The sequence below is a fragment of the Paracoccus ravus genome (assembly GCF_004522175.1).
GTDB classification, from domain to species: Bacteria; Pseudomonadota; Alphaproteobacteria; order Rhodobacterales; family Rhodobacteraceae; genus Paracoccus; species Paracoccus ravus.
Genome location: NZ_SDEB01000016.1, coordinates 1 through 24,761, shown reverse-complemented (window position 1 = coordinate 24,761; position 24,761 = coordinate 1). Strand labels below are relative to the sequence as shown.

22 protein-coding genes are annotated in these 24,761 nt (G+C 63.4%); 12 read left to right on the top strand and 10 right to left on the bottom strand.

Going from position 1 to position 24,761, the window contains the following annotated elements:
- Positions 1-185 precede the first annotated feature (185 nt).
- Both ESZ60_RS13415 and ESZ60_RS13410 read left to right on the top strand, forming a co-directional pair.
- On the top strand, positions 186-920 hold the full coding sequence (locus ESZ60_RS13415; RefSeq protein WP_134681238.1) for a hypothetical protein: 735 nt from the start codon (positions 186-188) through the stop codon (positions 918-920).
- Entirely contained in the window at positions 839-3,601 is a 2,763-nt protein-coding gene (locus tag ESZ60_RS13410; protein WP_134681237.1) for a calcium-binding protein, read from the top strand. The genes ESZ60_RS13415 and ESZ60_RS13410 overlap by 82 nt, the downstream gene beginning before the upstream one ends.
- Before the next feature lie 9 nt (positions 3,602-3,610).
- Here ESZ60_RS13410 and ESZ60_RS13405 read toward each other — a convergent pair whose 3' ends face one another.
- Positions 3,611-4,384, bottom strand: coding sequence for an ABC transporter permease (locus tag ESZ60_RS13405; protein WP_245155695.1), 774 nt, complete (start codon positions 4,382-4,384; stop codon positions 3,611-3,613).
- A gap of 126 nt (positions 4,385-4,510) precedes the next feature.
- On the opposite strand from ESZ60_RS13405, the gene ESZ60_RS13400 reads away from it, so the two are divergent.
- Both ESZ60_RS13400 and ESZ60_RS13395 read left to right on the top strand, forming a co-directional pair.
- Positions 4,511-5,983, top strand: coding sequence for a KpsE/RkpR family capsule polysaccharide export protein (locus ESZ60_RS13400; protein WP_245155694.1), 1,473 nt, complete (start codon positions 4,511-4,513; stop codon positions 5,981-5,983).
- Between the two features lie 3 nt (positions 5,984-5,986).
- Positions 5,987-6,664, top strand: coding sequence for an ABC transporter ATP-binding protein (locus ESZ60_RS13395; RefSeq protein WP_134681236.1), 678 nt, complete (start codon positions 5,987-5,989; stop codon positions 6,662-6,664).
- Positions 6,665-6,781: 117 nt separating this feature from the next.
- Here ESZ60_RS13395 and ESZ60_RS13390 read toward each other — a convergent pair whose 3' ends face one another.
- Complete coding sequence (locus ESZ60_RS13390) at positions 6,782-8,164, bottom strand: phosphohexomutase domain-containing protein (protein WP_134681235.1); 1,383 nt, start codon at positions 8,162-8,164, stop codon at positions 6,782-6,784.
- A 138-nt stretch (positions 8,165-8,302) separates the two neighbouring features.
- Here ESZ60_RS13390 and ESZ60_RS13385 point away from each other — a divergent pair, with 138 nt between their 5' ends.
- Genes ESZ60_RS13385 through ESZ60_RS13375 form a run of 3 tightly spaced genes read left to right on the top strand, consistent with a single transcriptional unit; the run spans position 8,303 to position 10,145 of the window.
- Positions 8,303-8,704: a ketosteroid isomerase-related protein gene (locus tag ESZ60_RS13385; RefSeq protein WP_134681234.1), complete on the top strand. Its 402-nt coding sequence runs from the start codon at positions 8,303-8,305 to the stop codon at positions 8,702-8,704.
- Positions 8,701-9,282 carry a GNAT family N-acetyltransferase gene (locus ESZ60_RS13380; RefSeq protein ID WP_134681233.1) on the top strand — a complete coding sequence of 194 codons (582 nt, stop codon included), beginning with the start codon at positions 8,701-8,703 and terminating at the stop codon, positions 9,280-9,282. Before ESZ60_RS13385 ends, ESZ60_RS13380 begins: the two co-directional genes overlap by 4 nt.
- 8 nt (positions 9,283-9,290) lie before the next feature.
- Positions 9,291-10,145, top strand: a complete 855-nt coding sequence (locus ESZ60_RS13375) for a carbon-nitrogen hydrolase family protein (RefSeq protein ID WP_134681305.1) — start codon at positions 9,291-9,293, stop codon at positions 10,143-10,145.
- 4 nt (positions 10,146-10,149) lie between these two features.
- On the opposite strand, the gene ESZ60_RS13370 is transcribed toward ESZ60_RS13375, so the two are convergent.
- A complete protein-coding gene (locus ESZ60_RS13370) occupies positions 10,150-11,625 on the bottom strand; it encodes an MORN repeat-containing protein (protein ID WP_134681232.1) in 1,476 nt (491 codons plus the stop codon).
- A gap of 129 nt (positions 11,626-11,754) precedes the next feature.
- Between ESZ60_RS13370 and ESZ60_RS13365 the strand changes: the two genes are divergently transcribed.
- The gene (locus ESZ60_RS13365; protein ID WP_134681231.1) at positions 11,755-13,425 is read left to right on the top strand and encodes an NAD+ synthase; all 1,671 of its coding nucleotides are present in this window, start codon (positions 11,755-11,757) and stop codon (positions 13,423-13,425) included.
- 3 nt (positions 13,426-13,428) lie between these two features.
- Here ESZ60_RS13365 and pncB read toward each other — a convergent pair whose 3' ends face one another.
- Both pncB and pncA read right to left on the bottom strand, forming a co-directional pair.
- Positions 13,429-14,736: a nicotinate phosphoribosyltransferase gene (gene pncB, locus ESZ60_RS13360; protein WP_167620150.1), complete on the bottom strand. Its 1,308-nt coding sequence runs from the start codon at positions 14,734-14,736 to the stop codon at positions 13,429-13,431.
- Entirely contained in the window at positions 14,733-15,329 is a 597-nt protein-coding gene (pncA, locus tag ESZ60_RS13355; protein WP_134681230.1) for a bifunctional nicotinamidase/pyrazinamidase, read from the bottom strand. The genes pncB and pncA overlap by 4 nt, the downstream gene beginning before the upstream one ends.
- Positions 15,330-15,426: 97 nt before the next feature.
- Here pncA and trhO point away from each other — a divergent pair, with 97 nt between their 5' ends.
- The gene (trhO, locus tag ESZ60_RS13350) at positions 15,427-16,317 is read left to right on the top strand and encodes an oxygen-dependent tRNA uridine(34) hydroxylase TrhO (protein ID WP_134681229.1); all 891 of its coding nucleotides are present in this window, start codon (positions 15,427-15,429) and stop codon (positions 16,315-16,317) included.
- Between the two features lie 85 nt (positions 16,318-16,402).
- Here trhO and ESZ60_RS13345 read toward each other — a convergent pair whose 3' ends face one another.
- The 3 genes from ESZ60_RS13345 to ESZ60_RS13335 all read right to left on the bottom strand — a co-directional run bounded on the left by ESZ60_RS13345 (position 16,403) and on the right by ESZ60_RS13335 (position 21,091).
- A complete protein-coding gene (locus ESZ60_RS13345; protein WP_134681228.1) occupies positions 16,403-18,685 on the bottom strand; it encodes an NADP-dependent malic enzyme in 2,283 nt (760 codons plus the stop codon).
- A gap of 103 nt (positions 18,686-18,788) precedes the next feature.
- On the bottom strand, positions 18,789-20,276 hold the full coding sequence (locus ESZ60_RS13340; RefSeq protein WP_245155693.1) for a GumC family protein: 1,488 nt from the start codon (positions 20,274-20,276) through the stop codon (positions 18,789-18,791).
- Positions 20,277-20,293: 17 nt separating this feature from the next.
- A complete protein-coding gene (locus tag ESZ60_RS13335; protein WP_245155692.1) occupies positions 20,294-21,091 on the bottom strand; it encodes a CpsD/CapB family tyrosine-protein kinase in 798 nt (265 codons plus the stop codon).
- A 135-nt stretch (positions 21,092-21,226) separates the two neighbouring features.
- On the opposite strand from ESZ60_RS13335, the gene ESZ60_RS13330 reads away from it, so the two are divergent.
- Positions 21,227-22,054 (top strand): glycosyltransferase, encoded by an 828-nt coding sequence (locus ESZ60_RS13330; protein ID WP_134681301.1) that lies wholly within the window; start codon positions 21,227-21,229, stop codon positions 22,052-22,054.
- Here the strand turns inward: ESZ60_RS13330 and ESZ60_RS13325 are convergent.
- Positions 22,051-22,827, bottom strand: a complete 777-nt coding sequence (locus ESZ60_RS13325; protein WP_134681227.1) for a hypothetical protein — start codon at positions 22,825-22,827, stop codon at positions 22,051-22,053. The two genes, ESZ60_RS13330 and ESZ60_RS13325, sit on opposite strands and share 4 nt — an antisense overlap.
- A gap of 284 nt (positions 22,828-23,111) precedes the next feature.
- On the opposite strand from ESZ60_RS13325, the gene ESZ60_RS13320 reads away from it, so the two are divergent.
- On the top strand, positions 23,112-23,816 hold the full coding sequence (locus ESZ60_RS13320; protein ID WP_134681226.1) for a sugar transferase: 705 nt from the start codon (positions 23,112-23,114) through the stop codon (positions 23,814-23,816).
- 14 nt (positions 23,817-23,830) lie between these two features.
- On the opposite strand, the gene ESZ60_RS13315 is transcribed toward ESZ60_RS13320, so the two are convergent.
- Positions 23,831-24,031 carry a hypothetical protein gene (locus ESZ60_RS13315; protein WP_134681225.1) on the bottom strand — a complete coding sequence of 67 codons (201 nt, stop codon included), beginning with the start codon at positions 24,029-24,031 and terminating at the stop codon, positions 23,831-23,833.
- Between the two features lie 557 nt (positions 24,032-24,588).
- Between ESZ60_RS13315 and ESZ60_RS13310 the strand changes: the two genes are divergently transcribed.
- Positions 24,589-24,761 (top strand): transposase (locus tag ESZ60_RS13310; RefSeq protein WP_483414161.1); only part of this gene is annotated, 173 nt, incomplete at its 3' end.

The following is a 24,761-nucleotide window of genomic DNA, read 5'->3' as shown; positions in this document are numbered from 1 at the left end:
CTTGTCTTGGCGGGAAACTTCCTCTTCACGATGCCGCTTGAAATCCCGCCACGCGAATATCGGCGGGCGGCACGGAACCCCCTAAAATGCTCAGAATTTTTGACCTTTTTGCGGGCGGGACATCAAGCCCTCATTAAGCGCCAAGGCGTAGATTTTCCGGAATGCCTCCTTAATGGAAACCGGCCATGCTGCCCTACCGGCTCGTCGTTACATTTGCGGACCAGACGAACCCGTTCCTGCTCAACATTGCGGATCTGGGGACGCTGCAGACCCCGGACGGGGGCGTCCTGTTTTCGGCCACGCATCTGGGGGGCGGGCTGGCATCCTATGTGGTCTCGGCGGCGGACGCGCCGCTGCGCCTGATCTCGGCCCTGGCCTATAGGACGGACCAGACTTATCTGGACCGGCCCCAAGCTGCCTTGGCCATGATCGATGGCCAGATGGCGCTGATCGCGGCGGGACTGACCAATGCGGCGTCGAATGTGTTGAGCGTGGACAAGTCTGGTGGCCTCGCCCTGGCTTCCGACGGCAAATTCGCCGCTCTGGGTGCGGGCCTCACCCATATCGGGAGTGTCGAAACCCCCGAAGGGCGCTTTCTCTACACCGCCCGCGATGCCAGCACGACATTGCAGACCTGGCGGATCGGTGAAGCAGGAACATTCAGCCACGCTTCGACAGCGACGCTGCCCCAGGGAACAGCGCTCGCAAGCCCGGCCGAATTCGATGACCTGGTCCTGACCGCGCTGGGGACAGACAATTCATCGCCGGGGTCTCGGCGCTTGGGAACTGGGTCTCGGTCCAGGAATTGCGGGCGGATGGCACGCTCGGAACGGCGCAGATGCTGCTGTCCGAACGAGGGCTGGGTCTCAACGCGCCGCGTCAGGTCGAGGCGATCAGCGTCGCGGGCCAGACCTATCTGATCGTCGGATCGGGGGAAAGCTCGACGCTGACGACCCTGCGCCTGACCGAGACCGGCGGCCTTTCGCCCGCCGATCATATCCTTGACGAATTGGGCACCCGGTTTCGCGGCGCATCGGCGCTTGAAGCCGTGATGCTGGACGGTCGGGCCTTCATTTTCGCAGGTGGGTCGGATGACGGCATTTCCGTCTTTACCATCCTGCCGAACGGTCGTTTGCTGCATCTGCGCAGCATCGCCGATAGTGACGCCGCCAGCCTGGCGGATATTTCCAGCCTTTCGGCCTTGGCGCTCTCGGGCAGGATCGCGCTTTTTGCCGCCTCCCGAACCGAGAACGGGATCAGCCAATTCGTCTTTGACCCCGGCCCCATCGGCATGACGGGCATCGCCGGGGCGGGTCGGATCACCGGCAGTCCGGGGTCGGATCTGCTTCAGGCGGGGGACGAGACGACCCAGATCAATGGCGGCGCAGGCGATGACATCCTGATCTCGGGCGCGGCCCCCATCACCTTCCGCGGTGGGGACGGGGCCGATCTCTTCGTCGCGACGGCGGTGGCCGGCCGCATCCTGATCGCGGATTTCCAGCCAGGGATCGACCGGCTGGACCTGTCCAATCTGGGCTTTGTGCGCAGCACGGCGCAGCTTGGCTTTCAATCGGTCTGGGACGGGATCCGGATCACCTGGGGCGAAACCGAAATCCAGATGCGGACCGCCGACCGTCAAAGGCTGCGCGACACGGATTTCGATAATGCGCTTTTCCCGATCGCCCATTACGGGGCGCCCGACATGCGCACCAGCCTGATTGGCTCTGCTGCGGCGGACACGCTTACCGCCAGTTTTGCCGGGTCCAGCATCCGCGGCATGGGCGGCCACGACCGGATCACCGGCCGCGAGGGCGATGACAGCATCTGGGGCGGCAGCGACAATGACACGATCTATGCCGCCGGCGGCAATGACACGATCTATGGAGAGGACGGGCATGACCTGCTGCATGGCGGCCTGGGCGAGGATTCCCTTGACGGCGGCGCCGGGAATGACCGGCTCTATGGCAGCCACGGCGCGGACAGGCTGTTCGGCGCGATGGGGAATGACTCTCTCTATGGCGAGGACGGGGACGACCAACTTCACGTCTCATCGGGCCTGAACCGGCTGTGGGGCGGCCTGGGCGATGACATCATCATTGCCGGGGTGGGCAACGATTCGCTTTATGGCGAGGCTGGCAACGATCGGCTCTATTCCGGCTCGGGGAATGATCTGCTCTGGGGTGCCGAGGGCGATGACCGGCTGGATGCCGGGGCGGGGAACGACTCGGTGTCCGGCGGTCCCGGCAATGACTTCATTACCGGCGGCGACGGCAATGATCTGCTGGATGGCAGCCTGGGTCATGACCAGATCGAGGGGCATGCCGGAAATGACAGCATCCTTGCCGGTTTCGGCAACGATACCTGCCTGGGCGGGGCCGGCAATGATACGATCCGCGGCGGCGGCGGAAACGACCATCTGCAGGGGGATGACGGGAATGACCAGATCTGGGGCGAAGATGGCAATGACAGCCTTATGGGTGGAAATGGCGACGACCTGATCGACGCCTCGGCCGGCGATGACACCCTGTCCGGCGATGAGGGGCATGACCGTCTTTATGGCGGCAGCGGCCGGGACGTGCTGAGTGGTGGCGGCGGGAATGATCGGCTCTATGGCGGGAGCGGTGGAGACAGGCTGGTCGGCGCCATGGGGAACGATTCGCTCTATGGCGAGGACGGGGACGACGAGCTTCATGTCTCATCGGGGCTGAACCGTCTCTGGGGCGGCTCAGGTGACGACATCATCACCGCCGGGGTCGGCGACGATTCGCTTTATGGCGAGGCCGGGAACGACCGGCTCTATGCCGGTTCGGGAAATGACCTGCTCTGGGGCGCCGAGGGCGATGACCGTCTGGATGCAGGCGCCGGGGACGATTCCGTTTCGGGCGGCCCGGGCAATGACTTCATCACCGGCGGCGACGGCAATGACCTGCTGGACGGCAGCCTGGGCCATGACAATATCGAGGGCCATGCCGGGCATGACAGCATCCTGGCCGGGTTCGGCAACGATACCGGCGCGGGCGGGGCGGGCGATGACACGATCTGGGGCGGCGGCGGAAACGACACGCTGCTGGGCGAGGCCGGGGATGACGTCCTTTATGGCGAGGCGCAGGATGACCTGCTCATCGGCGGCGAGGGCGATGATCTGCTGGATGGCGGCAGCGGGCTCGACACGCTGCTGGGCGGGGCCGGCAATGACACCCTGTCCTCGCGCTATGGGCATAACGTGATGTCCGGAGATGCCGGGGACGATCTGATCCTCGGCGCGTCGGGGAATGACGTGATCCGCGGCGGAACGGGGCGGGACACGATGACCGGCGGGATCGGGGCCGATATGTTCGACTTCTCGTCGGTCCATGACCATGACCAGTCTGTGGACCAGATCACTGATTTCCGGCAGGGGCTGGACCTGATCGACCTGCGGGGCCTGGGTTTGGGCTATATCGCGTCGACCGGATTCTCGGGCGCGAGAGAGGTCCGCAGCTTCTGCGACGCGGCGGGCCGCGCTTTTGTCGAGATCGACTCGGACGGGGACGGATCCTGCGATCTCACGATCGCTCTGGGCGATATCGCGGCGCTGCTTCGCAGCGATTTTCTGCTGTGAGGCGGCGGGTCATCGCTCAAGAAGGTCGCGATGGTTGCGCGCGAGCAACAGCAGGCCCAGGACCAGAAGCAGCGTGGACACGCCGAAAACAAAGAACGGCGAGACGAACTCTGCCTCATAGGTCGGGTAGAATCCCTTGCGCAGCTGCGAGGTGCAATGCAGCAGCGGGTTGAACCACAGGATCTGCTTGGCCGCCATCGGCATCATGTCATAGAGAAAGAAGATCCCCGAGGCGAGAAAGAGCGGACGGGTGATGATGCCCCAGACGCGTTCCCAGATCGGAAAGGTGGTCATCAGGTAGCAATTGACCGTGCCGATCCCCGCCGAGAGCATGACGATCATCAGCAGCGCCTCGAATATCTCGGCCAGATTGATGACGACAGGAAGCCCGTAAAACAGGAAGATCCCTCCCACCACGATCGCCAGAACGCAGATATGCGTCAATGCGTTCAGGATCAGACGCGCCAACAGGGCATCGACGAAAGTCACATTGGGATAGGCCAGCAGGGGCCGGGAATATCGGATCGAGGAGGCCACCTTGTTCGTCAGGTCGTTGAACATGATGAAGGGCAGGAAGCCGGTGGCGTAGAACAGCGGAAAATTCGTCCCCAGTCCCGGCCGCGCCAGGGCCATGCTGAACACCACGGTCAGCAATGCGACCCCCAGGACCGGCTCGAGAATGGCCCAGATATATCCGCCCGCCGAGCGCCCATAGGTGGTCGCCATCTCGCGCAGCACCAGCGCGGCCAGAATGCGCGGCATCAGCATCCGCGGCTTTGTCATGCGCGGCCTTTGCGGCGAGGGATGGTCGCTTGCGCGTTCGGACATATGATCACAAAGGCTGGTCTAGATGGGCCGCACTATGTATCAACTGAAGGAAAAAGGTAAACCAGCGAAAGCGCGACGGCTGTGAGCAACCCCAACGACACCACCAACGCGACAGGCCGCAAGCCCCTGCCCGAGGCCCAATCGGCAGGTATTGCGCCCGAAGGCGCGCCCCGCGAAGCGCCGCAGCAAAGCGCGACCGCTCGGTCCGTGGCCCGTCCCTTTCCGGCCAAGGCGCCGATCCAGAACGTCTCCGAGCTTGCCCGCGCAAGCGTGCGGCCCCTGCCCTCGAGCCCGGCTTCCGAGACGAGATCCGCGCCGCAGCCCATCCCGGTCAAACCGGTTCCCGCCTCGGTCCCGGCAAAACCCGTGCCGGCCAGAACCCCGGCCATGCCCCCCGCCGGACCGGCGCAGACCCCGCCGATCCGTCCGACCGTCGCCACCAGCTATGCCCGTCGCCGCCACTGGTTTCTGCTTCTGACCTTTCTGCTGCTCGTCGTCCTGCCGGGCGCCTTCTGGGGATGGTATCTCTGGACCCGGGCCCAGGACCAATATGTCTCGACCGTGGGCTTTTCGGTCCATAAAGAGGAACTGTCGCCGGCGGTGGACCTGCTGGGCGGACTTGCGCCCCTGACCGGGGCGGCCGGCGCATCGGATACGGATGTGCTTTACGAATATATCCGCAGCCAGGACATGGTCGAACGGATCGACGCCGAGCTTGATCTGCGCAGCCGGTTTTCGCGCGACTGGCCGCAGGATTTCATCTTTGCCTTCGATCCCAAGGGACATGTCGAGGACCTGACCGATTATTGGCAATGGCAGGTCAAGGTGCTTTACGATACGTCGAGCAACCTCATCACGCTGAACGTCCACGCCTTTTCGCCCGAGGATGCGCAACGCATCGCCGCTGCCGCGTTTCAGGCCAGTTCAGACAAGATCAACGCGCTTTCCGCCATTGCCCGCGACGATGCGACCCGGCTGGCCAAGACCGAGCTTGAAGCCGCGCGCGACGCCGTGACGCAAAGCCGTCAGGCGATGACGCAGTTCCGGATGCGCACCATGATCGTCGATCCCGAGGCCGATCTGACCAGCCAGATGGGCGTCCTGACCGGGCTTCAGACGCAACTGGCCGAGGCGCTCGTGGCCCATGACGTGCTGACCGAGACGGCAAAGCCCGATGATCACCGCGTGATCAAGTCGCAGCAGAGGATCGACGCCCTGCGAAACCTGATCGAGACCGAGCGCGGCAAGTTCGGCCAGCAAGGCAAGGGCCCCGATGGCGAGAGCTATTCGCAGCTTGTCGCGGAATATGAAAAGCTGATGGTCGATCGCGAATTCGCCGAAGGCACCTATCGCACGGCGCGCGTCGCCTATGAGACCGCCCTTGCCGAAGCGCGGCGCAAATCCAGGTATCTTGCCGCCCATATCGAACCCAAGGTCGCGCAAAGCTCGGTCGTGCCGAACCGGCCCTGGCTGCTGGTCGTCGGGCTGGGGCTTCTGCTGTCGGTCTGGTCGATCCTTGCCCTGATCTATTACAGCATCCGTGACCGCGTCTGAGCCATGATCCGGCTGGAAAATCTGACGAAGCTCTATCGCCTCAGGGGGCGCAGGAACCTTGTCGCGGACAATATCAACGCGATCTTTCCCACCGGCGCCTCTGTCGCCCTGCTGGGGCGCAACGGGGCGGGAAAATCCACCCTGTTGCGGATGATTGCGGGGACCGTCTCTCCGACATCGGGACGGATCGTCTCGACCGGGACGATCTCATGGCCGGTCGGCTTCGCGGGCAGCTTCCATCCCGAACTGACCGGGGCGCAGAATGTGCGCTTCGTCGCCCGGATCTACGGCGTCGATACCGATGAGTTGGTCGCTTATGTCGAGGAATTCGCCGATCTGGGGCAGCATTATCACCAGCCCTTCCAAAGCTATTCCTCGGGGATGAAATCGCGCCTCGCGATGGGGACCAGCATGGGGATCCATTTCGACACCTATCTGGTCGATGAGGTCACGAGCGTCGGAGATGCGGATTTCCGCGCCAAGTCGCAGCGCGTCTTCAACGACCGGATGAGCCGTTCGGGCGCGATCGTGGTCAGCCATTCCATGCCGATGATCCGGCAGATGTGCAATATGGGCGCGGTTCTGGATCGCGGCCAGTTGCATGTCTATGACAATTTGGACGAGGCCATCGCCATGCACGAGGCCATCCTGCGCGTGCCTCCGGACGTGGTCGGGGACTGATCGGGCCTGCCTGACCCCAGCGCTTTGGCAGAGCGCTTGCGCAAGACGCAACCGATCGCGCCTTGCGGCACCCCGATTAAATCGGATTTCCGTTCCGGGCCACCCGGCGAGGCGCGATCACGCCATGTTCAGCAAGGTGCCGATCTCTCGGGCACGGGCCTCGACCAGCGCGGCATCGCCGACCGATTCGACATTCAGCCGGACAACCGGCTCGGTGTTCGAGCGCCGCAGATTGAAGCGCCAATCCGCGAATTCCAGGCTGATCCCGTCGGTATCGTCGCGCGTCGCGGCCGCCCCGGCGAACCGCTCCAGCACGCGCGCGATGGCCGCCTCGGGATCGGTCAGCCGGAAATTGATCTCGCCGGACGAAGGATAGGCCGCGATCCGCTGGGCCAGAACTTCCTCCAGCGTCTGAGCCTTGCGGGACAACAACTCTACCACGAGAAGCCACGGGATCATCCCGCTATCGGCAAAGGCGAAATCGCGGAAATAGTGATGGGCCGACATTTCGCCGCCATAGATCGCATTCTCGCGCCGCATCGCCGTCTTGACAAAGGCATGGCCGGTACGGGCCTGCACCGCCTCGCCTCCGGCTTCGGCGATCATCGCGCGGGTGTTCAGGACGACCCGGGGATCATGCACGATCCTTTCGCCGGGATGCTTTTCCAGAAAGGCCGTGGCCAGAAGCCCCACGATATATTCGCCCGGAATGAAACGCCCTTGGCCGTCAAAGAAAAAGCAGCGATCGAAATCCCCGTCCCATGCGACGCCCAGATCGGCACCATGCGCCCGAACGGCCTGAGAGGTCATGGGCTGGTTCTCGGGCAGCAGCGGATTGGGAATGCCATTGGGGAAATCCGCATCCGGCTCGTGGTTGATGCGGATGAAACGCAAAGGCGCGCCGCGCCGGGAAAGCTCATCCGCAATCGCGTCGAATGTCGGGCCGGCCGTGCCATTGCCCGCATTGACGAGGATGGTCATCGGCCGAAGCGCCGCGATGTCGACGAAATCAACCACGGCGCGGGCATATTCCTGTCGCGCCTGCGCAAAGGGCGTGACCTGGCCGGGCGCGGCCCTGCTGAAATCACCCGAACGCGCCAGCGCGGCCAGATCGGCGAAATCGGTCTCGGGATCAAGCGGTGCAGCCCCCGGGCCGACCAGCTTCATGCCGTTGTAATCGATGGGATTATGCGAGGCCGTCACCTCGATCCCGCCATCCGCGCCATAATGGGCGGTGGCGAAATACATCTCTTCGGTTCCGGCCAGGCCAAGATCGCGGACATGCGCACCGCCCTCGGTCAGACCACGGATCAGAGCCGCGGCCAAAGCGGGCGAGGTGGCGCGGCTGTCGCGTCCGACGATCACCTCGCGCGCGCCACGCAGCTGGGCAAAGGCCCGGCCGACGCGCCATGCCACATCCTCGTCAAGCTCGCTGCCCAGCCGTCCGCGAATGTCATAGGCCTTGAAGCAATCGATCTGGCGCGCGGGGGATATGGACATGGCAGGTCTCCGGTTTCCTGCCCGAATGGCTACACCAGCGCCGTCGGCAAGGGAATGGCCGCCCTCAGCCGAAGGGGGGAGGTGACGCCCCGCGCCACCCGCGCTAACACAGTCGCAATGTACCGACGGGGAAAGACCATGCAGACCAAAGACCTGATCGCCGCCTATTACGCTGCCTTCAACGCGGGCCGGACCGAGGAAATGTTGACCTATCTGCATGACGAGGTCGAGCACCACGTCAACGAAGGCCAGATCCGTCGCGGCAAGGATCTGTTTCGCGCCTTCAATGCCCATATGACGGATTCCTACAAGGAAGAACTGACCGACATCACCATCTTTGCGAATGATGCGGGCGACCGGGCTGCGGCGGAGTTCGTGGTCAACGGAACTTATCTGAAAACCGATGACGGGCTTCCCGAGGCAAGGGGACAGAAATACGTGCTGCCCGCCGGGACGTTCTTTTCGATCCGAGACGGCAAGATTGCGCGGGTGACGACCTATTACAATCTTGCCGATTGGACAGCGCAGGTCTCGGCATGATCACGACGCGGGTTCTGACCGGCGCGGCCGTCGCGCCGGTAATCGACGATCTGGCCGGGCTGCGGATCGCGGTGTTCCGGGACTGGCCCTATCTCTATGACGGGGATCTGGCGCATGAGCGCGACTACCTTCAAGCCTATCTCGCCCCCGGCGCCGTTGTCGTCGCGGCTTATGACGGTACGCGCATGGTGGGGGCCGCCACCGGCGCGCCGATGGAGGATCACGCCGAAGGGTTCAGGCAGGCCTTTGCCGGGCGGCCCGAGAATCTGACCGATATTTTCTATTGCGCGGAATCGCTCCTTCTGCCGGAATATCGCGGGCGCGGGCTTGGGCATGTGTTCTTCGACGGGCGCGAGGCGCAGGGGCGCGCCCTTGGCCGCCGCTACAGCGCGTTTTGCAGCGTCGAGCGGTCCCAGGATCACCCGCTTCGCCCCGCCGATTACCGCCCGCTGGACGGATTCTGGCGCAAGCGCGGCTATGCCCCCCTGCCGGGCGTGATCGCGCATTTCGACTGGAAGGACGTGGACGCCGAGTCCGAGACACGCAAATCCCTGCAATTCTGGATGAAAAGCCTGTGACACGCGAAATCAAGATCGCCGCCGCCGCCTACAGCTTTGACTGGTTCGAGGATTTCGACGCCTATCGCGCCAAGCTCTCGCGCTGGGTCGAGGCGGCCTCGGACTGCGACCTGCTGGTCTTTCCCGAGTATGGGGCGATGGAACTCGCCTCGCTCGGCGGGGCCGGGATCGCGGGCGATCTTGAGGCGTCCCTGCATGAGGTGGCGCGCCATGAAGCGGCGCGGATCGCACTGCATGAGGAACTTGCCGCGCGGTATGGATTGCATATCCTTGCCGCATCGGCACCGTTCTTTGTGGGGGAAAGGCCCTTCAACCGCGCAACGCTGATCGGCCCACGGGGCCGGATCGGGCATCAGGACAAGCAGGTGATGACCCGCTTTGAACGCGAGGAATGGCACGTCGTCGGCGCGCCGGGCCTGCGCGTCTTTGACACCGCGATCGGTCGTCTTGGCATCCTGATCTGCTATGACAGCGAATTCCCCCTGCTGGCGCGGCAATTGGCCGAGGCCGGGGTCGAGTTGATCCTGACGCCCTCCTGCACCGACACTGTCGCGGGTTTCAACCGCGTGCGGATCGGGGCCATGGCGCGGGCGCTGGAAAGCCAATGCGTCGTGGTCCATGCACCGACCGTCGGAGATTGCGACTGGAACCCCGCCATCGACGAAAACCGCGGCAGGGCCGCAATCTATGCGCCCTCGGACGGGGTCTGGCCGGAAAGCGGTATTCTGGCCGAGGGCGAGATGGACCGGGCGGGATGGGTCAAGGCAAGGATTGATCTGGACCGGGTGCGGGAAAGCCGCGAAAATGGCCGCGTCCTACCCTTTGCGCATTGGCCCGAAAGCCATGTCGGCCTGATCACCTGAGGCGTCAGGCGGGTGGAGGCTCTTGCGCCGGCTCGGCCGGGACCGGCTGGTCGGGCGGGGCTTCGGCATCCGCCGCGCCGTCCGGACCGGTCTGCGGGGCGGGTTTCGCCAAGCGGTTGTCCTGCCATTCCCCCGCCGCGACCTGACCGGTCGCATAGGTCATCACGCCCTGCCCCTGCCGCTTTCCGGCTGCGAAATGGCCGGTATAGACATCGCCATTGGCATAGGTGGCGACGCCCTCGCCATCCATCTCGCCCTTGGTCCAGTTGCCCTCGTAGCGAAAGCCGTTCGGCGCGATCAGACGGCCCTTGCCATGCCGCAGCCCGGCGACGAAAGCGCCGTCATAGGTCGTGCCGTCGGGATAGGTGGCCTGCCCCTGGCCGTGCCGCTGCCCGTCGCGCCATGCGCCGTTATAGACATAGCCATCGGGATAGGTCATGCGCCCCTGGCCTTCGTTCCGGCCGCGCTTGAAGCCGCCCTCATAGACCAGCCCGTTGGCATATTTCGCGACGCCCTGCCCCTCGATTTCCCCGGCGCGCCATTCGCCCTCATAGCTTGCGCCATCGGGATAGGTGATCCGGCCGCGCCCTTCGGGCAGGTTATCCGCGAGAGAACCCTCGAAGCTCGAGCCATCGGGATAGGTGATGCGGCCCAGCCCTTCCATCCGGCCTTCCCGCCAGTCTCCGGCATAGACATAGCCGTCCGTCGCCGTGAATGTCCCGATTCCAGAGCGCAGGTCGGTGCGGAAATCGCCCTCGTAGCGGTCGCCATTGGCATAGACCACGACACCGCGCCCCTCGCGGCGGCCATTGCCAAAGCGTCCCTCATAGACATCGCCCGAAGGCTCGGTCAGCTTGCCCTCGCCCGACATCTGGCCCCCGGACCAGCCCCCTTCATAGATCAGCCCGTCCGGCATGGTCAGCCTGCCGCGTCCGGCGCGCTGGTTGGCCTTCATCTCGCCGTCATAGCTCGCGCCGTCCGGATAGGTGATCCTGCCGCGGCCTTCCTTGGCACCCATCCGCCACTGGCCCTCGTAGCGATAGCCATTGGGCTGGCTCAGAACGCCCTGCCCGTCATGTACGGCATTGAGAAAACCACCCTGATAGACCGAGCCATTCGCGTAACGCGCGACCCCCTGCCCGGTGATCTGGCCGTCCTTCCAGTCGCCCTCATAGGTGCCGCCATCGGCATAGGTGATCTTGCCCTTGCCATGCGGCTTGCCCTTGGCAAACGCGCCCTCATAGACCGAGCCATTGGGGAAGGTCGCCTGGCCTTGGCCCAGGATCTCGCCCTCGACCCAGTCGCCGGTATAGGCATAGCCCGAGGGCAGCGTATAGGTGCCGCGCCCATGCTGTTTTCCGTTGCGGAACGTCCCTTCATAGACGCCGCCGTCGTCATATTGCTTGGTCACGACGGATTGGGCACCGGCCATACCCGTGCCCGCCAGGATCATCGCGCAAGCGACAATGGCTGCTTTCATGGGTTCCGCCTCTGCCTTCGTGGTTCTTTTGGGCGGGTTTACCGCAAGGGCGTCCCGCGCGCAAAGGCCGACTTTTCCTTTGGCACGGTCTGGCCTATCTAATTCCGGCAATCTCGAAAGGACGATCCCATGGCCGACCGGTTCCGCATCACCCTTGGACAGCTCAACCCCACGGTGGGCGACCTGCCGGGCAATGCCGCCAAGGCGCGCGAGGCCTGGGCAAAGGCGCGGGAAGCGGGGGCCGATATGCTGGCCTTGCCCGAGATGTTCATCACCGGCTACCAGACGCAGGATCTGGTGCTGAAACCCGGCTTCACCCGCGAGGCCATGGCCCGGATCGAAGAGCTTGCCCTGGCTTGCGCGGACGGCCCCGCGATCGGGATCGGCGGCCCCTATGCCGAGGGTGACCGGCTCTACAACGCCTATTGGATCTTGCAGGACGGCAAGGTCGTGGCGCGGGTCCTGAAACACGAATTGCCCCATAAGCAGCTTTTCGACGAGTGGCGGCTTTTCAATGTCGGCCCGATCAGCGGCCCCTATCGCATCGGCCCGCTGCGCATCGGCAGCCCGATCTGCGAGGATGCCTGGTGGCCCGAGGTCAGCGAAACGCTTGCCGAAACCGGAGCCGAGATCCTCATGGTGCCCAATGGCAGCCCCTATCACCGGGGCAAGCTGGACCTGCGCATGGGCCATATGGTCGGCCGCGTGGTCGAAACCGGCCTGCCGCTGGTCTATCTGAACTCGGTCGGCGGACAGGATGACCAGATCTATGATGGCGGCAGTTTCGCCCTGAATCCCGGCCCGGATGGCGGCGCGGTCAAGGTCATGCAGATGGCGCCTTTCATCGAGATGATCGAGCATCTGGATTTCGAGCGCACGCCACAGGGCTGGCGCGCCGTGCCGGGTCGCATGGATCACCACCCCGATGAATGGGAGCAGGATTACCACGCGATGGTGCTGGGCCTGCGCGACTACATGCGCAAGTCGGGCTTTCGCAAGGTCGTGCTGGGCATGTCGGGCGGGATCGACTCGGCGCTGGTCGCGACCATCGCGAGCGACGCGATCGGGCCGGACAACGTCCGCTGCGTGATGCTGCCCAGCGAATATTCATCGCAGGCCAGCCTCGACGATGCCAGTGACGCCGCGACGCGCCTCGGCGCGCGGCTCGACACCGTCCATATCGAGGGCGCGCGCGATGCCGTGGGCGAGGCGCTGGCCCATCTGATGGAAGGGACCAAACCCGACACGACCGAAGAGAACATCCAGTCGCGCCTGCGCGGCGTGATGCTGATGGCGATCTCGAACAAGTTCGGGGAATTGCTTCTGACCACCGGCAACAAGTCAGAAGTCGCGGCCGGCTATGCCACGATTTATGGCGACATGGCGGGCGGCTATAACCCGATCAAGGATCTCTACAAGACCCGGGTCTTTCAGACCTGCCGCTGGCGCAATGAAAACCATCGCGACTGGATGATGGGTCCGGCGGGCGAGGTCGTGCCACCGCAGATCATCTCGAAGCCGCCCTCGGCCGAACTGCGCCCCGACCAGAAGGACGAGGACAGCCTGCCGCCCTACGAGGTGCTGGACGCGATCCTCGAAGGTCTGGTCGAGAAGGACCTGGCACTGAAGGACCTTGTCGCGCAGGGCTTCGATGCTGAGACCGTCAAACGCGTCGAGACCCTCCTTTATGGTAGCGAATGGAAGCGCTATCAGGCCGCGCCCGGCCCGCGCATCTCGACCAAGGCCTTCTGGTTGGACCGGCGCTATCCGCTGGTCAACCGCTGGCGCGACCGGCTGTAAGGCTCAGACGACCACATCCAGCCGCTGCTGCTGGCCCACGTCAAAGACGCGGCGGTAGCGCTGGATCTGGTCCGCAGGCCCGGTCGCCTTTTCGGGATTGTCCGAAAGCTTGACCGTCGGCCTGCCCTCGGCCGCAACCGCCTTGCAGACCAGAGAAAACGGCGCAAGCCCGTCGCCCGGCACCAGCCCGCGGAAATCATTCGTCAGTAGCGTGCCCCAGCCAAAGCTGACCTTCACCCGCCCGTGGAAGCGGTGGAACAGCTCCTTGATCTTTTCGACATCGAGCCCGTCCGAAAAGATGATCAGCTTCTGACGCGGATCCTCGCCCCGGCTTTTCCACCATGCGATTGCATTCTCGGCCCCCTCGGCGGGATCGCCGGAATCGATGCGGATCCCGGTCCATTTCGCCAGCCAATCCGGCGCGTGCTGCAGAAATCCCTTGGTGCCATAGGTATCGGGCAGGATGACGCGCAGATTGCCGTCATGCTCTTCGTGCCAGTCGGCGAGGATGCGGTAAGGGGCCTCGCGCAATTCCGCGTCGCTCTCGGCCAGGGCGGCAAAGACCATGGGCAGCTCATGGGCATTGGTGCCGATCGCCTCGATGTCGCGGCGCATGGCGATCAGGCAGTTCGAGGTCCCGGTGAAGCACTTGCCAAGACCCTCGATCATCGCCTGCACACACCAATCCTGCCACAGGAAACTGTGCCGACGACGCGTGCCGAAATCGGCGATGCGCAGATCGGGACCCAACTCGCGCAGGCTTTCGATCTTTTCCCAAAGCCGGGTCATGGCGCGGGCATAGAGCACCTGCAATTCGAAGCGGCCCATCTCCTTGAGGATGGCGCGCGAACGCAGCTCCATGATGATCGCAAGCGCGGGGATCTCCCACAGCATGACCTCGGGCCAGCGCCCCTCAAAGGTCAGCTCATATTGCCCGTCGCGCTTTTCCAGATGGTAGGCAGGCAGGCGCAGGTTTTCCAGAAACTCCATGAAGTCCGGGCGGAACATCTGGCGTTTGCCATAGAATGTATTGCCGCGCAGCCACGTGCTTTCACCACGCGTCAACGACAGTCCACGGACATAGTCCAACTGCTCGCGCAACTCGCCTTCGTCGATCAACTCGGCCAGCCGGATGCGGGTTGTGCGGTTGATCAGGCTGAAGGTGACATTCGTGTGCGGTCGGTTGCGGAACACCGACTGGCACATCAGAAGCTTGTAGAAATCCGTGTCGATCAGCGAGCGGACGATCGGGTCGATCTTCCACTTGTGGTTATAGACCCGCGTCGCGATATCGACCGTTGGCGTCATCATAGCAGGCTGATCCCGGCTTGGCGCATGTTCTCGCGGGCGATCTCGCGCGAGCCATTGAGGTCGATGGCGCACGTCGCCGCCTCGATCACGCTGACGCGGAAACCCTGCCGCGCCGCATCGACCGCCGACCAGGCGACGCAGAAATCATGCGCGAGGCCGACGAAATACAGGTCCTCCATCTCGCGCTCGCGCAGATAGCCGGTCAGGCCAGTGGGGGTAGAATAATCGTTCTCGAAAAAGGCCGAATAGCTGTCGATATGCTTGCGGAAGCCCTTGCGGATCACCGCCTCGGCACGATCAAGGCGCAATTCGGGATGGAAGTTCGCGCCCTCGGTGCCGATCACGCAATGCGCGGGCCACAGAACCTGCGGGCCATAGGGCATCTGGGTCAGCGAAAAGGGCATGGCTCCGGGATGGTTGTCGGCAAAGCTTGCGTGATCCGCCGGATGCCAGTCCTGGGTCAGCACCACATGTTCGAAATCATCCATCATCGCATTGATCGGAGCGACGATTTCGTCACCGCCCGCGACGGCGAGCTTGCCTCCGGGACAGAAATCCACCTGCAGATCGACGACAATCAGGGTTTTCGCCATGGCGTCCTCCTCTTTTCAGGCTGTCGTAGGGTCCCCGTCCCAAGCCGTCAATGCCAAGAGCTTGAACCGGACCGCAAGCGGAACTAATTCTGCGCCCATGTTCACCGTCGCCGCGCTTTACCATTTCACCCGTTTCCCCGATCCCGCAAGCCTGCAGGGGCCGCTGGCCAAGACCTGCTGCGCCATGGGCGTCAAGGGAACCCTGCTCATCGCCCCCGAGGGGATCAACGGCACCATCGCCGGCCCCCGCGAGGGGATCGAGGCGGCGCTTGCCCATATCCGCGCCCTGCCCGGCTGCGCGGATCTCGAATGGAAGGAAAGCACCGCCGCCGAAATGCCCTTCGGCCGCATGAAGGTGCGCCTCAAGCGCGAGATCGTCACCATGGGCCAGCCCGACGTGGACCCGACCGCCTCGGTCGGCCATTACGTCGAGGCGCGGGACTGGAACGCGCTCATCAGCGATCCCGACGTCGCGGTGATCGACACCCGCAACGATTACGAGGTCGAGATCGGCACCTTCGCCGGAGCCGTCGACCCGGCCACGCGGACCTTCCGCGACTTCCCCGACTGGTGGCGCGAGAACGCGCATCGCTTCCACAACAAGCGCATCGCCATGTTCTGCACCGGCGGCATCCGCTGCGAGAAATCGACGAATTTCCTGCTCGGCGAGGGCGTGCCCGAGGTCTATCACCTCAAGGGCGGCATCCTGAAATATCTCGAGGAGGTCCCCGAACAGGACAGTCTGTGGCAGGGCGAATGCTTCGTCTTCGACAAGCGCGTGAGCCTTGGCCACGGGTTGAAGCAGGGGAATTTCGATCTCTGCCATGCCTGCCGCCGCCCGATCGCCGCCGAGGATCGCGCCCGCGCCGAATATGAGGAAGGCGTCAGCTGCCATCGCTGCGCCGAGGAATATTCCGAAGCCGACCGCGCCCGCTTCCGCGAGCGCCAGCGTCAGGCCGACCGGGGCGAGTGTTTCGCAAGCGAATAACGAAAAAGCGCGCCCTAGGGACGCGCCTTCTTTCTTGCCGAAATATCCCGGGGGAATCGCCGTCAGGCGATGGGGGCAGAGCCCCCTATTTCACCTGACCCAGCCGCCCCGCCGCGATCGCCGCCATGTTCAGGATGTCATTGACCGATGACCCGGTCGAGCAGATCTGGATCGGCTGCGGCACCCCTGTCAGGATTGGGCCGACCACGGTTGCCCCCGCCATTTCCTGCAAGAGCTTCACCGAGATCGAGGCCGAATGCCGCGCCGGAACGACCAGCACGTTCGCCGGGCCGGTCAGGCGCGAGAAGGGGAATTTCGCCGCCTGAGCCGGGTTCAGCGCCACATCCACGGTCATCTCGCCCTCATATTCGAAATCGACCTTGCGGGCGTCCAGAACCTCGGTCGCATGCGCCATTTTCACCGCGCGCTCGCTGACCGGATAGCCGAAATTCGAGAAGGACAGAAAGGCCACGCGCGGGTCCAGACCCAGCCCACGCGCGACATGCGCGCCGCGGGTCGCGATATCGGCCAGATCTTCGGCCTCGGGCCATTCATGGACCAATGTATCGCCGATCAGGATGATGCGACCATTATGCAGGACCGCGGTAATGCCGACCGCCCCATCGGCAGGGGTGACATCGAACACTTTGCCGATCTGCGCCAGAACATGGGCGTTCTTGCGCGTGGCCCCGGTCACCAGCCCGTCGCCATGGCCATGCATCAGCATCAGCGCGGCAAAGACATGGCGGTCGCGATTGGCCAGGCGATTGGTATCCTCGCGGTCAGAGCCCTGACGCTGCAAACGGGTATAGAGCGTCTCGTGATATTGCTCGAGATGGCGGGTATTCGACGCATTGACAACGGTCAGTTCGCGCACCGCATCCCCGAGGCCCGCGGCCTCCAGCTTTTCCTTGACGTCGGCCTCGCGGCCCACGACCAGCGACTGGCCCATGCCGCCACGCTGCCAGGCGACAGCGGCACGCAACACGCGCGGATCGTCGCCCTCGGCAAAGATCATCCGGGCCTGCGCCTGACGCGCGCGGGCATGGATGCCCTGCAGCACGGCGGCGGTCGGGTCCATGCGGGCCTTCAGCGACTGGACATAGCCCTCCATGTCGATGATCGGGCGGCGGGCGACGCCGGTTTCCATCCCGGCCTGCGCGACCGCGGGCGGCACGACATGGATCAGGCGCGGATCGAAGGGCGTCGGGATGATGTAGTCGCGGCCGAATTGCAGCTTGCGGCCGTAAGCCACGGCGACCTCGTCGGGGACGTCCTCGCGGGCCAGCTCGGCCAGCGCATGGGCGCAGGCGATCTTCATCTCGTCATTGATAGCGCGGGCATGAATGTCCAGCGCACCGCGGAAGAGATAGGGGAAGCCCAGGACGTTGTTCACCTGGTTCGGGTAATCCGAGCGCCCCGTCGCCACGATGGCGTCGGGACGGACCTCATGGGCTTCCTCGGGGGTGATCTCGGGATCGGGGTTCGCCATGGCGAAGATGACCGGATTCTCGGCCATGGACAGGACCATGGCCTGCGTCACCGCGCCCTTGGCCGAGACACCAAGGAACACGTCGCAGCCCTTCATCGCCTCTTCCAGCGTGCGTAGGTCCGTTTTGACCGCATGGGCCGATTTCCACTGGTTCATGCCCTCGGTGCGGCCTTGGTAGATCACGCCCTTGGTGTCGCACATGATGCAGTTTTCATGCCGCGCGCCCATGGATTTCAAGAGTTCGAGGCAGGCGATCCCAGCGGCCCCCGCGCCGTTCAACACGATCCGCACGTCCTCGATCTTCTTGCCCGAAAGCTCCAGCGCGTTGATCAGGCCCGCCGCGCAGATCACCGCCGTGCCGTGCTGGTCGTCATGGAAGACCGGGATGTCCATGAGTTCCTTGAGACGCTGCTCGATGATGAAGCATTCCGGCGCCTTGATGTCCTCGAGATTGATACCGCCGAAGGTCGGACCCATCAGCTTGACAGCATTGATGATCTCGTCCGGGTCTTCGGTATCCAGCTCGATATCGATGGCGTTCACATCGGCGAAGCGCTTGAAGAGCACCGCCTTGCCCTCCATCACCGGTTTTGATGCCAGCGCGCCCAGATTGCCCAGACCAAGGATCGCCGTGCCGTTCGAGATCACCGCGACCATGTTGCCCTTGACGGTATAGTCATAGGCGGTCTCGGGACGCGCGGCGATGGCCTCGACCGGGACGGCCACGCCCGGCGAATAGGCCAGCGACAGATCGCGCTGGGTGGCCATGGGCGTCGAGGCGACGATGTCGTATTTGCCCGGACGCGGCTCGAGGTGATAAGCCAGCGCCTCCTCGGGCGAGATGCGGGACCGGCGGGGGGTATTGTCGTCGCTCATGGGCGTCCTCCTCATTTCCCCGCTTCATTAACGAAGCGGAAAGCCGGGCTAAAGCGCCAATTGCGTTGAGGCTGTACCCACCGTTCGGCGGTGTCGCGCGACGTCAGCCCAGGCCGTCTTCTGGTGCGGCGGCCACTTCGGGCGCGGTTAAACCGGGAATCTTGCCCATGATTGCAAGTGCCCCCAGCGCCCCCATGATCAGAATCAGGATGACATAAGCCATGCCGATCCGCCGCCCGAGTATCTCGCGCCGCGATCTGCGGTAGCGCAGCGAGACCACGGGGCGCGCCCCGGTCACGCGCGCGAACTGATCCGCGCGCCGCAGCACCGGATTCATCATCTCGAGCAAAAAGGCGGCCGCGAAGGCCAGGCCGAAGCTGCCGATCGCCCCCATCATCGCGCGCTTCTTGCGGTTTGACATGGCAGCATATTCCGGCGGCACGGCGCGTTCGAGGATGATAAAACGCTCGCTCTGGTCATTGTCGAGCAGCAGGCTTTGCGTTTCGATCAGCGCCAATTGGCGCGAGATTTCGCCATATTGGTCCTGAAGCCGGACCTGTTCGCGCATCATGGATTCCAGATCGCGCGCCACCTGCGGGGAATCGGCCTGGGCCTTTTCGATCTGGTTTCGGCGGGTCGCGATGCTCAGCTGTTGGCGGCGCAGTTCCTGCAACTGGGTTTCCAGCAGAGTCGCTTGGCGCGACATGACATCCGCCGAACCCTCGCCCCCCGCTTTAAGCCGCCGCAGATTGTCTTCCAGACGGGCGATTTCGGGATGACCTACCGGCAAGGCGCGCCTTGTCTGCGCCAGATCGACCTCGGCCGACCGGATCTGCTGGACCAGCGATCCCTGCCGATCCGTCCCACCCGCCACCAGCGACAACTGGTCGCGCTGCAAGGCCATGATCGAGCGATCCAGCGTCGCCCCGGACTCGTCGAGCTGGGCCAACTCGCTGCGCAGGCTTTCCTGCGCCTCGGGCAATGCATCCTTGTGACGGCTGCTGAATTCGGCGATCTCGCGGTCATGCCGGGACAGTTCCCGGGTCAGCCGCTGCTCTTCGGTCGTCAGAAAGCTCTGGGCCTCCTGAATGCGGCGCTCGCGGTTCTCCCGATCCCTGTTGACCACACTATTGGCAAAGTCATTGGCGATCGCGGCGGCCAGGGCGGGCGTTTCGGCCTGCGCCGTGATCACGATGGCCGCGAGCGAGGCCGGAGCGCCGGGATTGCCCGAGGCGGCAACGCTCTCGATAAGGATCGAGCTGCGCAGGGCGCCGATCTTTTCGGTCTCGCTGAGTTCCGGCAGATCCTTGAACAATTCGAGCCGATCGATCACCTCGAGCATATTCGCGCGCGCCGTCAGAACCTGCTCGATCAGCTGCACCCGGCGCGTGGCGGGCAATGCGGCATCGCTTCCCGGAACGATGGTGGCGGGCGTATCGACCTGGATCACCGCCGTGGATTCGTAGACCCTCGGCGCAGAGACGATCAGATAGATGGAAATCAGGATTCCCAGCACGATGATCGTGGCTATCAGCGGCAAGCGCCGCCAAATCATCGAGATCAGATCCTGCAGGTTCTGTATCGGGCCCAAGTAAACCTAACCTCGGATCAATCTTCGGATTTGTTGAGGATCACGCCGATGACAGGCGGCGTGTCCTTGAGAAGGCGCTGGACCTGCGCCACATCTGCCGCAGTTCCTTTCTGCCCATCGGCCACCAGCAGGACGGCATCAACCAGCGGCAGCAACGCGAGGCCCGAATCCTCGCCGACCAGCGGGCCGGAATCGATGATCTCGATCGCATCCGGCCAGAGCCGTCTCAGATCGTCGAGACGCGGCGCGAATTCCTCGTCCTGCAGCAGTTCCGCGGCATCGAACTCGGCCCCGGACGGGGCCAGCACGGCAAGGTTCGGGGCCTCTTCCAGCACCATGATCATATCCGCGACGCTCATCCCTTCGCGCATCAACTCGCCCAGATTCTCGCAGCCGGGGATGCCCAGATCGCGCGCGATCGAAGGGCGCGACAGGTCCAGGTCGATCAGGATGACTCGGCTGTTGCGTTGTCGCGCAAGGGCAAGGGACAGATGGATCGCCACGAAACTCGCCCCTGCCCCACGCGACACCGGAATGACGGCAAGACGCCGCCAGTCGCGGCTGCGCATCTCGCCCAGCAGGCGGGTGCGCAGGATCGAGAAATTATTCGCGATGGCCTTGGCATGATCCTGGTTTTCAACGACTCGGGCCGCCTCGCGGCGGATGAAGCTGCTGGAGACCTGCCGACCAAGCGGCCGCGTCGCGATCGCGCGCGTCGCCCCGGTTTCGGCGTTCTTGTCCGTCTCGGCCTGCAATCGCCTGGTCCCTTCGTCCTGTGCCCATGCGCCGCCCTTCGCAAGCCGGCAGGAGTTCATGACTTTGCCCTTGGGGCCATGCTAACGTCCTCGACATGAGCGCGACAACTGAAAACAGAGGCATGTCCGAGGATGCTGATGCGACGCCCTGCCGCGGCGGATTACTCGGACCTGTCTTCGCAAGGCGAAAGACAGATGCAGCGGACCACCATTCTGATCCCCGCCCATGACGAGGCCGGTTATATCGACACCTGTCTGCGCGGCCTGCTGACGCAGGATCATCGCCCGCCCGTCGCGATCATTGTGATTGCCAATGGCTGCCGAGACGACACGGCCGCACGCGCGCGCAGCCATGGCCGGGCCTTTGCAGCCCGTGGTTGGTCCTTGCGTGTCGAGGAATTGGCCGAAGGAGGCAAGATCGGCGCCCTGAACCATGGCGACGCCTGCGCCGCGCCGGGCATCCGCATCTATCTGGACGCAGATATTGTCATGTCGCCGCGGCTCTTGGCGGGGCTCGTGCTGGCACTTGATACGGCCGAGCCGCGCTATGCGGGTGGTCGGCTTCGCGTCGCCCCGGCCGAAAACCTGCTTTCCGCAGCTTACGCCCGTTTCTGGCAGAAGCTGCCCTTCGTGGCACATGGCGTCACCGGCGCGGGGCTTTTTGCCGTGAACGAGGCAGGCCGGGCCCGCTGGGGCGCGTTTCCGCAGGTGATCTCGGACGATACATTCGTCCGTCTGCACTTCAGCGAGGCCGAGCGTCTGCTGGTCGACGAGCCCTATTCCTGGCCGATCGCCGAGGGTTTCACAAGGCTCGTCCGGGTGCGCAGAAGGCAGGATCAGGGCGTGGCCGAAATCGCCCTGCGCTTTCCCGAACTGCCCCCCAGACAGGGCCATGTCAGGCCCGGCCGGCACGAGTTGCTGCGGCTGGCGGCGGGGGATCCGCTGGGCTTCGCCGCCTATGGCGCCGTCGCGCTGGCCGTTCGTGCCGGGCGAAACCGGCAAGATTGGGCGCGCGGGCGCTAATCGGCAATATAGGCCTCGACCGTCTCCTGCGCGAGACGCTGGAGCACCTTGGCCTGGTCCTGGGGCACGGGCGGATAGGGACCCCAACGCCCCTGTAGCCGACGGGGCAAACCGTCCGGCGATGTGCCGGTCAGCGCCGCGAAATGGATCATCGCGATGTAATAGAACCCGCTTTCCGTCGGGTGAATGCCATCGCTGAAAAAATCGTGAATCGTTGTCGCGCCCGGCACCTCTCCGGCGGCAATCGCGTCATGCAACCGCACCATGCCCAGACCCGCGGGAATCATCTTCATGGGCGGCGCGCCTTTCGGCAGCCCATCATTGACGCTGTCCAATATGCCCTGCCAAAGCGGCAGATCCGCCACGATGCGGTCCCGCCAGGCACGCGTCGATCCGGATGTGCCCCCGTCGATTTCGTCCCAGGTCTGATAGAGATAGCCCTGCACCTGGGGATTGCCCTCAAGCGCGACGCGCATCCAGCGCAGCGCGTAATCCCCGCTGGCGTGATATTCGATCGTCGGTGCCAAGGGCACGCGTTCGGTCAGAATGAAGGCATCGACCGGGTTTACGGGCAGCCATGTCAGCCCATCTTTCCCCTCGGCTTCGGAGGCATGTTCCCATTGCGCCTGCAAGGGGGCGCCATTGATGATCTGATACTCGACCGGCGCGTTCAGAAGATCATCCATCATCGTGGGCAAGGTGGGGCTGACCAGACTGTGACCCAGATAGAACGCGGAAATGCCTTCGGCCAGAAACTGAAGGTAGAAAGACACGCGTCACTCCCATGAAAGCTCTGACCTGCACCGGAGTCATATCCCAAAAGCGACATTCCGTAAAACAACCGGGAATTGTTTTTGCGCATCGCGCGACTTGAGCCCGGTAATCATGAGAAAATTTGCCGCGGCATCATATGCTTTTCAGGGCAAGCATGGGAAGATAGGATGGAAGTTGTTGAAATAAAATAAACCTATCCTTTTCGATAGGGAGGCATTTCGTTCTAGTTTTATTCAAATGCCGGGCTATACTTCCCTCGTTAACGATTAACACAGGTTTACCGATGCGACCGTCGAGGGACTTTGTTACTTCGCATTTGGAACTGGTCGACGCCTCAGCCCGTCAGAAACTCGAACTTTCGTCCGAGCCTGTTGGCGTCCGCTCCATTTATGCCCGTTTTGCAAAAAGGCCGCTTGATCTCCTCGCGATTCTGCTTGCTGTGCCAATTGTCCTGCCGGTCATTCTGGTGCTTGTCCTGCTGATCCGGGCTGATGGCGTGCGGCCCTTTTACTCACAGATGCGCGTTGGCCGCTCGGGTCGCGCCTTTCGATTGTGGAAATTGCGAACCATGGTCGAGGATGCGGACAGGAAGCTGGCGGATTATCTTGCCATCAACCCAGAGGCGAAAGCTGAATGGGATTCCACGCAAAAGCTCAAGAGCGATCCCCGGATCACCCGACTGGGCCATTTTCTCCGCAAAAGCTCGCTCGATGAGTTGCCGCAGCTTTGGAACGTCTTTCGCGGCGACATGAGCATCGTCGGTCCTCGTCCTATGATGGTCGAGCAAGCTCGGCTTTACCCCGGCGCCGATTACTTTCACCTTCGTCCGGGGGTCACCGGTCTTTGGCAGATTTCGGATCGCAACGACAGCACCTTTGCCGCGCGCGCCTCATTCGACGCGACTTATGCAACAGATCTCAGTTTTTCGAATGATCTTTCCATTATCCTGCGCACCGTGGGCGTGGTCATGCGCTGCACCGGTTACTGACCATTCTGCGGGCGCTAGCTGCGCCCCAGAGTTTCATGCTCTTCGACACAGCGAAACCTGCGCCAGCCGATGAAAAGCGTCGCGACTGTTCCACTGAGCATATAAAGCAGAAAGGCCGCCCAGAACGAAAGTTCCAAGAGAACCACGCCCGCAATCGTGGTCATAGCCGCGATGGCGACTCCCAATGTCAGGATGCCGATCAGTGTGACCTCCAAACCAAAACAATCTGTCTTTATGGATAGTGCCCAAGATTGGGCGAATCGCTAGTCAATTTTATGACTGCGCTTATAATCGGATCAGTTTCGCCAATCGACTGGTGCATTTGCGCATATTCCAGCCGATAGGGTCGTTTCGAAAGAAATGACCTTTGAATAGCGCAGGCTGTCAAGGTGTCCGCCCTTGCGAATCGGATATATCCGTCAAGACCTCTCCTCGGCCCTCGCATAGCTTCATCCGCCGCGAGATTGCCACCCTGACGCACACGGGATTCAAATCCACCGTTTCGCCATGAGTGGCCATGTCGGATGCTTTGCGCCGATTTCGGACGAACCGGGCTTGCCTAATACCCATCTGCTTGGCGGTCCCGGCGTCAGCTTTGCCATCCATGGCCCCGAGGAATTCGGCAGCTTTGGCCGCGACCAGCTGGGCCAATCAGTCCGGTCTGAACAACCAAGAACGCTTTGATTTTTCGTAACGAATCTGCGGTTTGGTTCGCTTTAAATTGCAGGGTTTCGTATGCTTTGGCCAGAAACCCTGCAATTCCCGGTCGCCAATGAAGCCCCATTCCCGCGCCCCTGAACAAGATGACCTGCTCCGCCCGCGGCTGGTGGACATGATCGACGCCCGGCATGAACTGGTGAGACTCGCTGCCTTGATCGACTGGGATTTCTTCGAACGGGAATGGGCGAGTTTCTTCCCCTCGCATCAAGGCCGACCGGCGACCTC